17 protein-coding genes and 1 tRNA gene are annotated in these 11947 nt (G+C 61.3%); 8 read left to right on the top strand and 10 right to left on the bottom strand.

Annotated elements, in window-relative coordinates; genetic code table 11:
• Window positions 1–934 precede the first annotated feature (934 nt).
• From AXW67_RS03955 to AXW67_RS03940, 4 genes are all read right to left on the bottom strand, one after another.
• Window positions 935–1011 (bottom strand) — tRNA-Pro (locus AXW67_RS03955).
• A 73-nt stretch (window positions 1012–1084) separates the two neighbouring features.
• The gene (locus AXW67_RS03950; RefSeq protein ID WP_063676769.1) at window positions 1085–1570 is read right to left on the bottom strand and encodes a DUF192 domain-containing protein; all 486 of its coding nucleotides are present in this window, start codon (window positions 1568–1570) and stop codon (window positions 1085–1087) included.
• A gap of 195 nt (window positions 1571–1765) precedes the next feature.
• Window positions 1766–2431, bottom strand: coding sequence for a cold-shock protein (locus tag AXW67_RS03945; RefSeq protein WP_027555224.1), 666 nt, complete (start codon window positions 2429–2431; stop codon window positions 1766–1768).
• A 196-nt stretch (window positions 2432–2627) separates the two neighbouring features.
• The gene (locus tag AXW67_RS03940) at window positions 2628–3389 is read right to left on the bottom strand and encodes an SIR2 family NAD-dependent protein deacylase (protein ID WP_063676768.1); all 762 of its coding nucleotides are present in this window, start codon (window positions 3387–3389) and stop codon (window positions 2628–2630) included.
• A 371-nt stretch (window positions 3390–3760) separates the two neighbouring features.
• On the opposite strand from AXW67_RS03940, the gene AXW67_RS43035 reads away from it, so the two are divergent.
• Complete coding sequence (locus tag AXW67_RS43035) at window positions 3761–3925, top strand: hypothetical protein (RefSeq protein ID WP_162832225.1); 165 nt, start codon at window positions 3761–3763, stop codon at window positions 3923–3925.
• 99 nt (window positions 3926–4024) lie between these two features.
• On the opposite strand, the gene AXW67_RS03935 is transcribed toward AXW67_RS43035, so the two are convergent.
• On the bottom strand, window positions 4025–4303 hold the full coding sequence (locus AXW67_RS03935; protein ID WP_027555226.1) for a hypothetical protein: 279 nt from the start codon (window positions 4301–4303) through the stop codon (window positions 4025–4027).
• A 286-nt stretch (window positions 4304–4589) separates the two neighbouring features.
• On the opposite strand from AXW67_RS03935, the gene AXW67_RS03930 reads away from it, so the two are divergent.
• On the top strand, window positions 4590–4820 hold the full coding sequence (locus AXW67_RS03930; RefSeq protein WP_063676766.1) for a hypothetical protein: 231 nt from the start codon (window positions 4590–4592) through the stop codon (window positions 4818–4820).
• A 78-nt stretch (window positions 4821–4898) separates the two neighbouring features.
• A complete protein-coding gene (locus tag AXW67_RS44730; RefSeq protein WP_256380029.1) occupies window positions 4899–5024 on the top strand; it encodes a hypothetical protein in 126 nt (41 codons plus the stop codon).
• Here AXW67_RS44730 and AXW67_RS03925 read toward each other — a convergent pair.
• Window positions 5021–5218 carry a hypothetical protein gene (locus tag AXW67_RS03925; RefSeq protein ID WP_063676794.1) on the bottom strand — a complete coding sequence of 66 codons (198 nt, stop codon included), beginning with the start codon at window positions 5216–5218 and terminating at the stop codon, window positions 5021–5023. The genes AXW67_RS44730 and AXW67_RS03925 overlap by 4 nt on opposite strands.
• A gap of 132 nt (window positions 5219–5350) precedes the next feature.
• Complete coding sequence (locus AXW67_RS03920) at window positions 5351–5701, bottom strand: GrlR family regulatory protein (protein WP_063676764.1); 351 nt, start codon at window positions 5699–5701, stop codon at window positions 5351–5353.
• On the opposite strand from AXW67_RS03920, the gene AXW67_RS03915 reads away from it, so the two are divergent.
• Complete coding sequence (locus tag AXW67_RS03915; protein ID WP_063676762.1) at window positions 5700–5921, top strand: hypothetical protein; 222 nt, start codon at window positions 5700–5702, stop codon at window positions 5919–5921. The genes AXW67_RS03920 and AXW67_RS03915 overlap by 2 nt on opposite strands.
• Before the next feature lie 954 nt (window positions 5922–6875).
• Here AXW67_RS03915 and AXW67_RS03905 read toward each other — a convergent pair.
• Window positions 6876–7172 carry an HU family DNA-binding protein gene (locus AXW67_RS03905; RefSeq protein WP_018323108.1) on the bottom strand — a complete coding sequence of 99 codons (297 nt, stop codon included), beginning with the start codon at window positions 7170–7172 and terminating at the stop codon, window positions 6876–6878.
• Window positions 7173–7712: 540 nt separating this feature from the next.
• Here AXW67_RS03905 and AXW67_RS03900 point away from each other — a divergent pair.
• Entirely contained in the window at window positions 7713–8015 is a 303-nt protein-coding gene (locus AXW67_RS03900; RefSeq protein ID WP_063676793.1) for a hypothetical protein, read from the top strand.
• Window positions 8016–8120: 105 nt separating this feature from the next.
• On the opposite strand, the gene AXW67_RS03895 is transcribed toward AXW67_RS03900, so the two are convergent.
• Window positions 8121–8390 carry a hypothetical protein gene (locus AXW67_RS03895; protein ID WP_063676757.1) on the bottom strand — a complete coding sequence of 90 codons (270 nt, stop codon included), beginning with the start codon at window positions 8388–8390 and terminating at the stop codon, window positions 8121–8123.
• A 183-nt stretch (window positions 8391–8573) separates the two neighbouring features.
• On the opposite strand from AXW67_RS03895, the gene AXW67_RS03890 reads away from it, so the two are divergent.
• The 3 genes from AXW67_RS03890 (at window position 8574) to AXW67_RS03880 (ending at window position 11432) form a co-directional block, all read left to right on the top strand.
• Window positions 8574–9794, top strand: a complete 1221-nt coding sequence (locus tag AXW67_RS03890; protein ID WP_063676755.1) for an ABC transporter substrate-binding protein — start codon at window positions 8574–8576, stop codon at window positions 9792–9794.
• A gap of 236 nt (window positions 9795–10030) precedes the next feature.
• The gene (locus tag AXW67_RS03885; RefSeq protein WP_063676753.1) at window positions 10031–10483 is read left to right on the top strand and encodes a VOC family protein; all 453 of its coding nucleotides are present in this window, start codon (window positions 10031–10033) and stop codon (window positions 10481–10483) included.
• 301 nt (window positions 10484–10784) lie between these two features.
• Entirely contained in the window at window positions 10785–11432 is a 648-nt protein-coding gene (locus AXW67_RS03880; protein WP_027555236.1) for a glutathione S-transferase family protein, read from the top strand.
• Between the two features lie 221 nt (window positions 11433–11653).
• On the opposite strand, the gene AXW67_RS41560 is transcribed toward AXW67_RS03880, so the two are convergent.
• On the bottom strand, window positions 11654–11821 hold the full coding sequence (locus AXW67_RS41560) for a hypothetical protein (protein ID WP_145927401.1): 168 nt from the start codon (window positions 11819–11821) through the stop codon (window positions 11654–11656).
• Window positions 11822–11947 lie beyond the last annotated feature (126 nt).

Raw genomic sequence — 11947 nt, 5'->3', positions numbered from 1 at the left:
CGCCGCAACTACGGCTCGTCCTTAACCTAACCGGTCAACCTTACTTATCCGGAATAGCCAATCCCCACCCGTTGAAACGCGAACGCATCCTTCCTAGGATGCGTGCGCAATTTGAGACGAGGCGCGCCGTTTTGAGGGCGTGACGTATTTGAGCTGACCGAATTTCCCGAAGCTGCATATTGCCCGGATCGATCACGATGAATTTGCAGTGTGCATGTTTGCATCTGGCGGTCGCACCGCCATCGCCTGCCGCGACGGTCGGGCGAAACCCTGGTCAACTGCCGAAAGCCGCCAACGACAATCATCCGGCCTGGCCGCTGATCCCGTTTCCTGCCGGCTGGTACGCCTCGAGCTGACCTTGCGCTGCCCCAAAAGCGCGACGCCGCACAAGCGGAGTATCCTCGCTCGGCGGCGTCCGTTTAGGCATTGGGCGCTGAAATCCCCAACACCAATATGTCTGCGGCGACGTTCAAAGGTTCGATGAAAGACCGCGAATTTTGTGCCGCAAGTCTGCGTCAACACGCTGGAAAATCGCGCGGAAGTCGCGTTGCGCAGAGAACACGCACTAGCGGTTTTAGGACGCTCCGCAGCGGGCATTTGGCGCCTGCGATCTGCGCTGGCTGCCGCCGGCGGATTGCGACGTCGCGGAGGTCGATGATGTCGACGCCGCCGCTGAGGAGGACGCTGAGGCGATCGTCTGGGACGTCGCGGCTGCCGTGCTTGACGAACCGATCGCGCTGATCGACATGACAACCTCGCCTGAAGGAAGGCTCGAGGGGCTGGCAGCGATTGCGCGGTCCGCCCTCTCCCTCCAACGCGGCACGCGGCCGGATCAGGCGTCAGACGCGCAAAAACTCTGAAGCAGTGGCGTGGGCCACCGAGACCCGGGCTGGACCGCCGGATTCGATGCAGCGGCACATTTGCCTGAAATTGCTGGTCGGGGCAGCTGGATTCGAACCAACGACCTGCAGTACCCAAAACTGCCGCGCTACCAGGCTGCGCTATACCCCGAATGTCCAGCGAGCCCCGTCGATACACGCTTCCAGGGGCGCCAGCAAGGCTGGCTTTGGCCCGCCAAAGGGCTCTATTTGCTGCCGAACAGCGGGTGGCCGACGCGGTCGCCGGGCCGGATGCCGTATTTCTGTGCCGTGCCCGCTGGCACCTCCAGGACCGCCCTCGCAAGCCCCTGGGAAGAGATGATCTTCGTCGAGAACGGCTCGGTGTTTTCGGCAATCCTCAGGATACGGCCGTCGGCGCGGATGAAGATCATGTCGAGCGAGATGTAGGTGTTCTTCATCCACATCGACACTTCCTGCTCGGGATTGAAGTCGAACAGCATGCCTTTGCCGTCGGCCAATTCCTTGCGGTACATCAGGCCGGTCTGCTTCTCCTCCTCGGTGGTCGCCATCTCCACCGAGAACACCTGGACACCATTCTTGGTGACGATCTCAAGCGGCTGGAAGCTGGCGGCACGGACCGGTGCGTTCGCGACCACGAAGGCGGTAACAAGGAGAACTGCGGCGAGCCAGCCCCGGGCACGGGACCAGATGGCCTTTCGATCAAAACTCATGGGGACGGCACTCATGGCCTTTGTGGCGTGGGACTGGACCCCATCCTTACGTGGCGATCATGACAAAAGCCAGATGGCGCGCTCCGCTCCGGAGGCGCGCCTCTGCTCACGATTGCGGGAGTAGCGGCCACAACCGCCAGTGGGACCAGAGCCATCTGGCGAGAAGACAGACTTCTAAGTGGGAAGACAATCCCGTTAGTGGGAAGACAATCCCGGCGACCCCGTCTCGGGATGGATCTCGGCCGCCATCATGCCCTTGGAGCCCGGCCCATAGCGGACCAGCACATATTGGCCAGGGCGCAATTCGGTCATTCCGAAGCGGCGCAGCGTCTCCATGTGCACGAAGATATCGGGGGTCCCCTCCCCGCAGGTCAGGAAGCCGAAGCCACGCAGCCGGTTGAACCACTTGACCTGGGCCCGCTCCAGCCCGCTGGTCGGCGTCACCGTCACGTGGGTGCGCGGCGGCAGCATCTGCGCCGGATGGATCGCGGTCGACTCGTCCATCGAGACCACCCGGAACGCCTGGTAGCCCTTGGCGCGCTGGATGCATTCGACGACGATGCGGGCGCCCTCGTAAGCTGTCTGGAAGCCGTCGCGCCTGAGCACCGTAACGTGCAGGAGCACGTCGGGCCAACCGTTGTCGGGAACGACGAAGCCATAACCCTTGGAGGCGTCGAACCACTTGATGACGCCGGTCACCTCGACGAGGTTGGCGCTGGCCTCGCCTAGTCCGGTGAAGGGGTTGAGCGCTGCATCGCGACCGCCGCCGCCGAGCTCGCCTGGCGCGAGCCGACCTGACGATGCGCCACCCGGCGCGGGAACTCCAACCTTCTTGGACTCAAATCCGTCCGACGACCCCATAACCCCGGACCCCACACTGCCATGCTACCCGCCTCAGCGGCGGTGTCGAATCACGCGTCTATCGAGAACCTTCCCAGCAAGACGCGACGCGAATCTCTCGAATCAAAGATAACACTCCCGGTTGAGAGGCATAGACAAAAAAGAGATTCGCCGGAACCTATGAACAGCTTGCACAGCCGCGAATCAAACTGTCGACTCAATTGCCGACAAATGGCCCAAGTGATTCGCCGATGTCGTCGTGGATCACGAGATCGGCAATATCGTCCTGATCAGTCGGCTCGCGATTGATGATCACCAAACGCGCACCGCAATTCTTCGCCATCATCGGAAACCCTGCGGCCGGCCACACCACGAGCGAGGAACCAATCGCGATGAAGAGGTCGCAGGCTTGCGACAGTTCGGTCGCGCGCTGCATCGCATCCTCCGGCATCGCCTGACCGAACGAGACGGTCGCGGTCTTCACCGGCTCGTCGCACACGGTGCAATCAGGAGCGGCCCCCTCCGCCTCGAATTGCTGCCTCACCCAGTCGAGCTGATAGGTCTGCCCGCATCCGATGCAACGCGCGTAAGTCGTGTTGCCATGAAGTTCAATCACGTGGTCGGCGGCGAAGCCCGAGGCCTGGTGCAGATTGTCGATGTTCTGGGTGATGACTGCCGGAACCTTGCCGGCGCGGTAGAGCGAGGCGAGAGCCCGGTGGCCGCGGCCGGGCTTTGACGCGGCAAAGGTCGGCTCCATGGCGAAACGGCGGCGCCAGGATTCATCGCGCGCGTCCTGGCTGGCGACGAATTCATCGAACGGAATCGGACGGTTGCGGGTCCACAAGCCGCCGGGTGAGCGGAAGTCGGGAATGCCGCATTCGGTCGAAATGCCGGCGCCGGTGAACGGCACGATGGTCTTGGCCGCGGCGATCATGTCGCCGAGCCGTTCAACGCCGCTGCGAAGATCCGATGCAATCATGAAGGAGCCATCCGTAAGTCCAGGCCCGGCTCTATAGCACGCCCGGACCGGATGTTGCCGCGCTCTGTCTGAGCACGCGAGCAGCCTTCGTGACAGGCCGCGAACGGTCTTTACGCCGCTTCCGCGACGTCGTCCTTCGGAACGCCAGCCTTGTCATCGCGCTTCTCGTTACTCGCGACAAGATTGCTGACGCTCTTATCCACCGCCTGGCGGGAAGCGGTCGGCAAGTTTTTCCGCCCTCCGCATATCACAATCCTGCAATGCCTCGTCCCCATTGACGCCAGAATCGGGAGCGCAGATGCATATGTGAATGCGACTCAGCGCGATGCGGCGGCAGTAGTTGAGTTGAGTAGTGAACAGAGGGGATCGTCATGACCGAAGACGAAGAGCGCAAGGCACGCGAGCGCGACGAGATTGCCGCACGTGTGGCGGCCTTCCGTGCAACGCAAGAAAAATTCAAGCGCGAGCGCGAGGAATACTTCGTCTCCACGCTGGAGAATGCCCGCAAGGTGGAACGGCCCTCGCTCTGGCCGTAAGACCTCACGCCAAATTCATTGTGCAAGAATAGCGCAAGGAAAAGTGCCTGCAAAAAGCCCGGAGCAATGCTCCGGGCTTTTCGCTTCTCACCTCGTCACTTACCAGTGGCGATAGTAGTGGTGCCGGTAGACCGGTCCGCCGTAATAGGCGTACGGGCCCGGTCCGTAATAATAGCCCGGGCCGTCATAATAGCCGTAGCCGGGGCCGTAATAGCCATACGGATGAGACGCCGCGATGGCGCCCGCCGTGATCGCGCCGGCGGCCAGACCGAATGCGAGGCCCGGTCCGATGTGGCGCGCCTGCGCAGGTGCCGGCGCCGCAACCGCGGCAACGCCCACGGCCGCAACCGTGGTCAGGACTGCGAGTGTCTTCTTCATCATGGTTCTCCTCCTTCGCACCTGGCGGGACAACGCTGACCACCTGCGATGGTTGCGCGCAGGATGGGAACCGCTGCGCTCACAAAAATGTCCGGAACAAACGGAACACCATCGCGCCTCACGCGTTGGGTCGATAAGTGCGAGAGCCTCCGCTATCCGGTAGAGGTGCGAGCACGAAGAACCCCGTCAGCATCCATGGTGATGCTGGCGGGGTTTTCAGTTCACGGGAGGGAGATGGCAGCAGACGCGACCGGCTGCCAATGGGGCGGATGATCGAGGAGGGAAAATGCCGATATCCGCTTTGCTGGCACGTATCCGAAGACTGATCCCGAAGACGAAGAACCAACACTACGACGAGATCGTCCGCAACTTCGGCGTTGGTGCCCTGCGTCCCCCACCTACTCCCATGAGCGACCATGAGCTGTCGCGCGCCATCGCCGAGTTCCTGAAGGACTCTCCCTCCACCGAGACGGTGGCGAGCCTCGGACGCCGGCTCGATCCCTCATCAGGGGTCTGAACGAGGCTCCCGCTCACGTGCGGGAACAACGAGCTCGGCCGCCGCGTTGGTGCTGCTCATTACACAAAGAGGCCCAGCATGCCTGCTTGGCTTGAAGTCCTGCTCAATCTGTCCGGCTATGCCGGCTTCGTGGCGATCGCCACGCGCGGCGTCTCGTGCCAGCGCACGTCCGGCGAGGATCATATCTACGACGAGAAGCGCTAGTTCGTGTGCGGAGCCTGGCCCGCGGTGCGCACCAGACGGTCGGCCTTGACGAGAACGTGGGTGTCCTCCACCTGCGGACGCAGCGAGAAGCTGATCACCACGAAAGCGAGGCAGAACAGCGAGCCGACGATGGCGACGCGCCGATAGGTGTGCCTGTCACCCTGATGAAAGGACGGTTCTGAAAATGGCGTCATGGCAAAAGCCGTTTCTTGCTTGTCTTTGCCGAACACCTATCCCAATGCGCCGCAACTGCAACGCGATTGGGGTTTTAACCTAACCAAATAGCGTTATCGCCGTCCATGCAAGCTTTCGTTAGGACTTCGGCGTCAGATGTCGGCGAGGCGTTTGAGCGTGGCGCGAAAGCTCAGGCTGCGACGGCCCTCGACCAGTACGGTACCGAACACCTCGGCCCCGTCCTCACTGAACGTCCCGGAAAAGCCGCTCGGGGCCTCCTCGCCGCCGAACAGCGGCCGGACGAAGGGATCGGACAGCGGCGAATGCTGGTTGGTGACGAGCTCACCCTTCCAGGTGCCCTTGCCGACCGTGTACGAGCCGCGCGACCAGAAATACGGCCCGCCACCGAGCAGCACCCCGTCGCGCAAGATGAGGATTCCGCTGTCACGGCCCTTCACGCCGTCGAGCATGTGGATGTGAATCGAGTAGAGGCCGTTCTTCATGGCAGCGCCCCCGCTGCCAGCGACGATATCGCCGGACGGCGTGAGCGTCGAGATGGTGACGGACGAAGTTCTGGCAGCCCTGCAGACCGGTTTGTTCCAGCTTCGACGCCGTTTCGTTCTCGAAGAACGAATCGGAATCGAAGAAATCGACGCGGACGAATTCCTAACAATTCGTTTGCGTGCGAATGAGGCGTCCGAGTGGTCGATGCTTGTGCTGTAAGCAATGATCTTCATCGGGGTGGCGGGTCGCAGCATCGACGGTGCAGCCGAGAGACTGCGAAGGCGTCTGCGGTTTGATGTGAGTTGGACTAGTCGTGACGGCACACCTTGCTTCGTCATTGCGAGCGCAGCGAAGCAATCCAGGAATCTTTCCGCGGCGACAGTCTGGATTGCTTCGCTGCGCTCGCAATGACGAGATTGGCGTCCTCGCGTCCCACGATCTCACCATCATCGCCCGCCTTGTGCGCGATCGCACGTTGGGGCGGACGATCCAGTATTCCGGAGATGAGGCAAGGACAGGGACAAGCCGCGGCCTACTGAATGCTACACAAGCATCACGACTTGTTCTGCATCCGACTCCATTTCGTTCTCAGGGAACGAATCGGAATCGAGGAAATCAGCAGGGAGCGATTCCTAACGATCGATGAAGACACGCCGAACTACTTCTTCGGCGGCACGAACCTCGAGACCACTGCAAGCACGATGATGATTTCGCGACAGGGGTCGCATCGGAATGTATTGGTTGAGTTCGCCGTCATCGGCTTGGAGCATTGCGGGCAGGTCATGCAGGGCCGAACGTGGCTGGCAGACGTTTGTTCCCGGCAATATGAGCGGACTTTCGAGGCTCAACTGGCACTTACGCCGGCAAAGCCACCGACCGGTTGATCGAGTTCCATCGTGGAAAGCGATTTTCCGATCGTCCCCTTGAACCTTTTCGGCACTGTGAGGACCCACTGAAGCTGGGGATTTCAGCGCCCAGTCATTTGCCAGCGCCGCCTGACGAACATACTCCGTCACCGCGGCGCGGTTGCTTTTTGGATTTTCAACCTTAAGTTAGAAGGACGGCTGACGGCCAGGCGCTGAAATCCCATCGCCGTCAGCTAGAGAGCCCCGCGCGAAAGCGCGGGGTTTTTCATTCGGGCGGCCTTATCAGCCAACAGCCCTCGCCTCAGCTTCAAACGGCGTCCTTGGCCACTTTCAGCGGCGACGCCTTGACCGACTTGCTCGCCGGCTTCGCCGCAAACTGCATCGGCTCCTTCGTGAAAGGATTCACCCCCATCCGCGCTTCGGTCGCAGGCTTGTTCACGACCGACATCTTCACGAAGCCGGGAATGACGAACTCGCCGGACTCGTTGAGCTCCTTGTATCCGACAGTCGCCATGTACTCGATGACCGACTTCACGTCGTTCTTCGAAAGCTGAGTGCCCTCTGCAATCGCATCGATCAATTGAGTCTTCGTCATCTTCGCCATGTCTGAATTCCTTTGTGGGAGCGGGCAAAATTCTGCTGAGGACGCGGCTGAACCACGCAGCGCGTTGCTGATTCACGCCCATCGGTCATGAAGTCACCGGGCTTAGAGCCCATCGAGGGCCAAAACACAAGGCGCGGCCAGGGTGGGTTCCACGCCTTTATCCCCAGGCAGCAGCATCTGTCGGGCCAAGGCGTTCACACGAACGAAAGGTGTGCCGGCTCGACATCGCGCCAAACCTTCATTGATTTCTCTCGGGGAAAGCCGCCCTCCCTCTGTCGCCTCAATCCGACATTCGGCGGGACACACCATCTCTCCCACGTCGGAATCCATTATCACACGCAATACTGACGCGGCGGTCGCAAGCCGCCCCACTCGCTCTTAAGTCATGACGAGACTCTGATGGCAGGGCCGGCCCCCTCGCTTGTCCCATCAGACGAGTCACCTCATCGTGAAACTTGTGGCTCAGCATGCGTTGTTGATACTTCAGTAACCCAACGCCTCCAAGCTCCCGTCAGTATCGTTGCGTTGGAGTACCCCACAGTGTTGGATTTTGACGAACTGCGTGAACTCGCGGCTGATGTTCGCGTTTTTGTCGACCTCGCCGAAGACAAAGCTGAAGCTCTTAGAACCATCATCGCGGCTTATGACGTGGTGTTGGCGATCTTCCCTTCTCACGAGGGTATGGGCCTCCATGTCGTCAAAGGCGGTGAGATCCTCCACAGGATTGCGAAATCACAGACCAATGCGATTTACAGCCACACGGCCATCGCGGTTCCCGACCTCGAACATGCAGAAGTGCTCAAGTACCTGACGGCGCCGGTCGAGCAGCGGATTGCGGCCTAGTTGCACATGGCGACCTTGTCGGTCCCTGCCGTAGCCTCCGAAGTTGCTGCGGCAGTTTCAACGAGCGGCCGCGAATTGCGAAATTGCGGTAACAGTGCACTGAATTCATTCGTCATTGCCGCCCTGCTCTGCCCGCGGCGCGGTCCACGCTTGGCTGGTTTCAGCGGTCGCCCAGTCGCCAGAGAGGGGCGATGAAGCGAGCGTCGCCAAGCGGCCGCTCTCCGCGGCGTGCAGCCGGGCGAACAAGTCGGGCTCCGGCGGGCCGTCGAGCAGGTCGGCGCAACGCAGGAAGCGATCCTTGATCGGCGCCAGCGTGGTTACCCCCTCGTCCCTGCCCCACAGATGTGCGCACGTGCTCGACCAACTCCAATCCACATCGGGAAGACTTCCCAACAAACCGCAGGCAGGGTTCCTTGGACTGCGCTTGTACGCTCTGATCCAATCCAGGCGATCAGCTTTCTCGCGGGCTGTACGATGAGTTCGCTCTTCAGCCAGTGAAGCGCATGCTGTCGTGAACGGCGCTTCACGAGCTCTGCGCGAGCGACGAGGGTCCCAGCGATGAGTACGAGCTTGCACACGAATGCCGCCAGAGCGGCAATCCTTGCTGCCGGAATTTTCGTCACGCCACCTTCGCTTGCAGGTGACCGCCAATATGGTCAGGGCGCAAGTGATACCGAGATCAAGATCGGCCAGACGATGCCCTATAGCGGCCCGCTCTCGGCATCCTCGGCAATCGGCAAGGTACAGGCAGCCTATTTTCGCATGATCAATGATCGTGGCGGGGTCAATGGACGCAAGATCACGTTGATTTCCTATGACGATGCGGCAACGCCGTCCAAGACTGTCGAGCAAATTCGCAAGCTCATAGAGAGCGACGAGGTGTTGTTCACATTTCAGACGCTCGGCAATGCCTCGAACATCGCGGTTCAGAAATATCTCAATGACCGAAAGGTCCCACAGCTCTTCGTGGCCGGGCGGGCGACGCGTTTTGAGGATCCGGTCGACTTCCCCTGGACGATGGGATTTGCTCCCAATCTCCGCACGGAGGTTCGCGTCTACGCGCGCTTCATCCTGGACAACTATCCGAATGCCAGAATCGGCCTGCTCTATCAAAACGATGAGAGTGGCAGGGATTATTTGACCGGGTTGAGGGAAGCGTTGGGCGCAAGGGCAGGCGAACTCATCGTCAGTGACGCTTCATACGATGTGTCGGACCCGACCGTCGACTCACAGGTCGTACGCCTCAAAGCGGCCGGTGTCGACGTTCTCATCAACATGGCAGCCTCGAAATTCGCTGCCCAGGCCATCAGAAAGATGGCGGAGCTCGATTGGAAGCCCGTTCATCTCCTTGGCGTGGGATCGTCGTCCATCGACGGGGTCCTGATTCCAGCAGGCATCGAGAACGCAAAAGGCTTCATCTCAGCGAGCTCGTTCAAGGAGGCCACGGACCCGAGCTGGCGTGATGACCAAGGCATGAGGCGATGGAGCGCCTTTATGGACGGCTACTATCCGGGAGGCGACCGGAAGAGCATCTTCACGGTCTATGGCTATAGCGCCGCCGAGCTGCTGGTGCAGGTATTGAAGCAATGCGGCGATAATCTCACGCGCGAGAACGTCATGGCGCAGGCGATGAGGCTGAAAGACGTCAAACTTGATCTGTTGCTCCCGGGGCTGTCCGTGAACACCAGCCCGACCGACTATCGTGTGGTCAAGGAGTTTCGAATGATGCGTTTCACAGGCGACCGATGGGAGGCGTTCGGGCCGATTGTCGCCGATTGATCCGCGGTTACGGGGACCAGTGCGAACGAAGACAGTGCATCCAATTCATTCGCCATCGCCGCCCTGCTCGCTCTGCGGCTTCGGTCCACGCTTGGCTGGTTTGCTCCACCAGCCGCCTCATTCTCACGCGCATGTGCACGCGCCCCCTGCCCCTTGTCGCATTTTGCTGCTATTTGATGCCCGCGCCGGCCTCGGCCCGAACAAAAACCCTCCGACCGTCCAAGGGAGCAAAAGACATGCGTTATCTCCACACCATGCTGCGCGTGCGCAATCTCGATGTCGCGCTGAAGTTTTATCAGGATGCGCTGGGCTTGAAGGAGGTGCGGCGCATCGAGAACGACAAGGGGCGCTTCACGCTGGTGTTCCTGTGCTCGGCGGACGATCTCGACGCGCTGAAGAAGCAGCCCTCGACGCGCGGCGCGCCGCTGGTCGAGCTCACTTACAACTGGGACGAGGAGAAATACGGCGAGGATCGCTTCTTCGGCCATCTCGCCTATGAGGTCGACGACATCTACGCGACCTGCGAGAAGCTGATGAAGGCCGGCGTCACCATCAACCGGCCGCCGCGTGACGGCAATATGGCGTTCGTCCGCTCGCCCGATTTGCACTCGATCGAGCTGCTGCAGAAGGGCGAGCCGAAGGCGCCGCAGGAACCCTGGCTGTCGATGCCGAACACCGGCCACTGGTAAGGCCTCGCGCGCCGCACGCGCACAGGAACAAGCCCTCTGCCCTCGCGTTCTCCCTGCAACGAGGAGATTGGAGGAGGACACAATGGCGAGAGGGCTGTTGCTGTGGTTTCTTGGCGTGCCTATTCCCGTGATCATTCTGTTGTGGCTGATTTTCGGCCACTGATCGCATCGACGAGCCTTGCATCAGAGCTCCGCCTCTGGCGGAGCTTTTTGCATGAGCGCCCCGGCGCAATCGCCGACGCTCGCAGAGCCGAATTCCGCTATCACCCCGCGCAAAGCCAGATGCCGCGGGAGGAACCACGTGCCGGACAATCAAACGCCGAAACTGACGATCTGGGGCCGCGCCAACTCGGTCAACGTGCAGAAGGTGCTGTGGTGCCTCGCCGAGCTCGGCCTTGCCTATGAGCGGATCGATGCCGGCATGCAGTACGGCAAGACGCGCGAGGCCGACTATCTCGCGATGAACCCAAATGCGCGCATCCCGACGCTGGTCGAGGGCGACTTCGTGCTGTGGGAATCCAATTCGATTCTGCGCTATCTCTGCCTCGCCCATGGCCGCGGCACGCCGATCTATCCGGAGGCGCCGAAGAGTCGCGCCGCTGTCGACCGCTGGCTCGACTGGACATTGTCGACCGTACAACCGGTCGACCGTCCTGTGTTTTGGGGCATCGTGCGCACCGCGCCCGCAGAGCGCGACATGATCCAGGTGCAGAAGGATGCCGATGCGGCCGCCGAGGTCTGGGCGATCGCCGATCGCCAGCTCGCCACACGTCGCTTCCTGGAGGGCGATCAGTTCACCCTCGGCGATCTCGCGGTCGGCGCCTATGCGCGGCGCTGGCTCGGCGTCGAGGGCATCAGCCGGCCGGCGCAGCCGCATCTGACGCGCTGGCTCGCCGAGCTCGGCCGCCGCCCCGGTTTTGCGCAGCACGTCGCGCCGCCGATGTCGTGAGCCGCTGGCGCGGCCTAAGGTGCGCTAAAATCGTGATGAATCGCGATTCCGCGGGAAGCCTCGGGCATCACGGCCGAAATCATCGGCTACTTTGCATGGGGTTGTTTTCGCGATTTTTGCCTAGAGCATGATCCGGAAAAGTGTGGAGCGGTTTTCCGAAAAGACCATGCTCAAACGATAACCTAAAGCGCGATGACGATTCATCCTAATCTCATCGCGCTTCAGAGCCAGCCGCGCTCGACCAGCACGATGCAGAGGACCAGCGCGAGCGTGACGACGGCGGTGGCGAGCTTTGCGGTCCAGCTCAGGCCGCGTCCGACCCACAGCAGCAGCGCGCAATAGATCAGCACGGGAACGACGATGTCGAGCCGCAGGAGATCCGGCGGCATCCTCTAGCGCCGGATCGTCGTGTCGACGCTGATCGAGCCGCCGACCTTCACACAGGTCCCGGTGGCCTCGACCATGACGAAGCCACGGCCATAGGACGCACAGGAGTTCGGCTTCGCCGTCCCCGC

The organism is Bradyrhizobium neotropicale (genome assembly GCF_001641695.1).
In the GTDB taxonomy this organism is placed as follows: Bacteria; Pseudomonadota; Alphaproteobacteria; order Rhizobiales; family Xanthobacteraceae; genus Bradyrhizobium; species Bradyrhizobium neotropicale.
This window is presented reverse-complemented; position numbering and strand designations above follow the sequence as displayed.

What these genes read in the sequence shown, in the direction of transcription:
- AXW67_RS03950 (WP_063676769.1), bottom strand. Translation starts at nt 1,570, where the DNA reads ATGAGTTTTGATCGAAAGGCCATCTGGTCCCGTGCCCGGGGCTGGCTC.
- AXW67_RS03945 (WP_027555224.1), bottom strand. Translation starts at nt 2,431, where the DNA reads ATGGGGTCGTCGGACGGATTTGAGTCCAAGAAGGTTGGAGTTCCCGCG.
- AXW67_RS03940 (WP_063676768.1), bottom strand. Translation starts at nt 3,389, where the DNA reads ATGATTGCATCGGATCTTCGCAGCGGCGTTGAACGGCTCGGCGACATG.
- AXW67_RS43035 (WP_162832225.1), top strand. Translation starts at nt 3,761, where the DNA reads ATGACCGAAGACGAAGAGCGCAAGGCACGCGAGCGCGACGAGATTGCC.
- AXW67_RS03935 (WP_027555226.1), bottom strand. Translation starts at nt 4,303, where the DNA reads ATGAAGAAGACACTCGCAGTCCTGACCACGGTTGCGGCCGTGGGCGTT.
- AXW67_RS03930 (WP_063676766.1), top strand. Translation starts at nt 4,590, where the DNA reads ATGCCGATATCCGCTTTGCTGGCACGTATCCGAAGACTGATCCCGAAG.
- AXW67_RS44730 (WP_256380029.1), top strand. Translation starts at nt 4,899, where the DNA reads ATGCCTGCTTGGCTTGAAGTCCTGCTCAATCTGTCCGGCTATGCCGGC.
- AXW67_RS03925 (WP_063676794.1), bottom strand. Translation starts at nt 5,218, where the DNA reads ATGACGCCATTTTCAGAACCGTCCTTTCATCAGGGTGACAGGCACACC.
- AXW67_RS03915 (WP_063676762.1), top strand. Translation starts at nt 5,700, where the DNA reads ATGGCAGCGCCCCCGCTGCCAGCGACGATATCGCCGGACGGCGTGAGC.
- AXW67_RS03920 (WP_063676764.1), bottom strand. Translation starts at nt 5,701, where the DNA reads ATGAAGAACGGCCTCTACTCGATTCACATCCACATGCTCGACGGCGTG.
- AXW67_RS03905 (WP_018323108.1), bottom strand. Translation starts at nt 7,172, where the DNA reads ATGGCGAAGATGACGAAGACTCAATTGATCGATGCGATTGCAGAGGGC.
- AXW67_RS03890 (WP_063676755.1), top strand. Translation starts at nt 8,574, where the DNA reads ATGAGTACGAGCTTGCACACGAATGCCGCCAGAGCGGCAATCCTTGCT.
- AXW67_RS03885 (WP_063676753.1), top strand. Translation starts at nt 10,031, where the DNA reads ATGCGTTATCTCCACACCATGCTGCGCGTGCGCAATCTCGATGTCGCG.
- AXW67_RS41560 (WP_145927401.1), bottom strand. Translation starts at nt 11,821, where the DNA reads ATGCCGCCGGATCTCCTGCGGCTCGACATCGTCGTTCCCGTGCTGATC.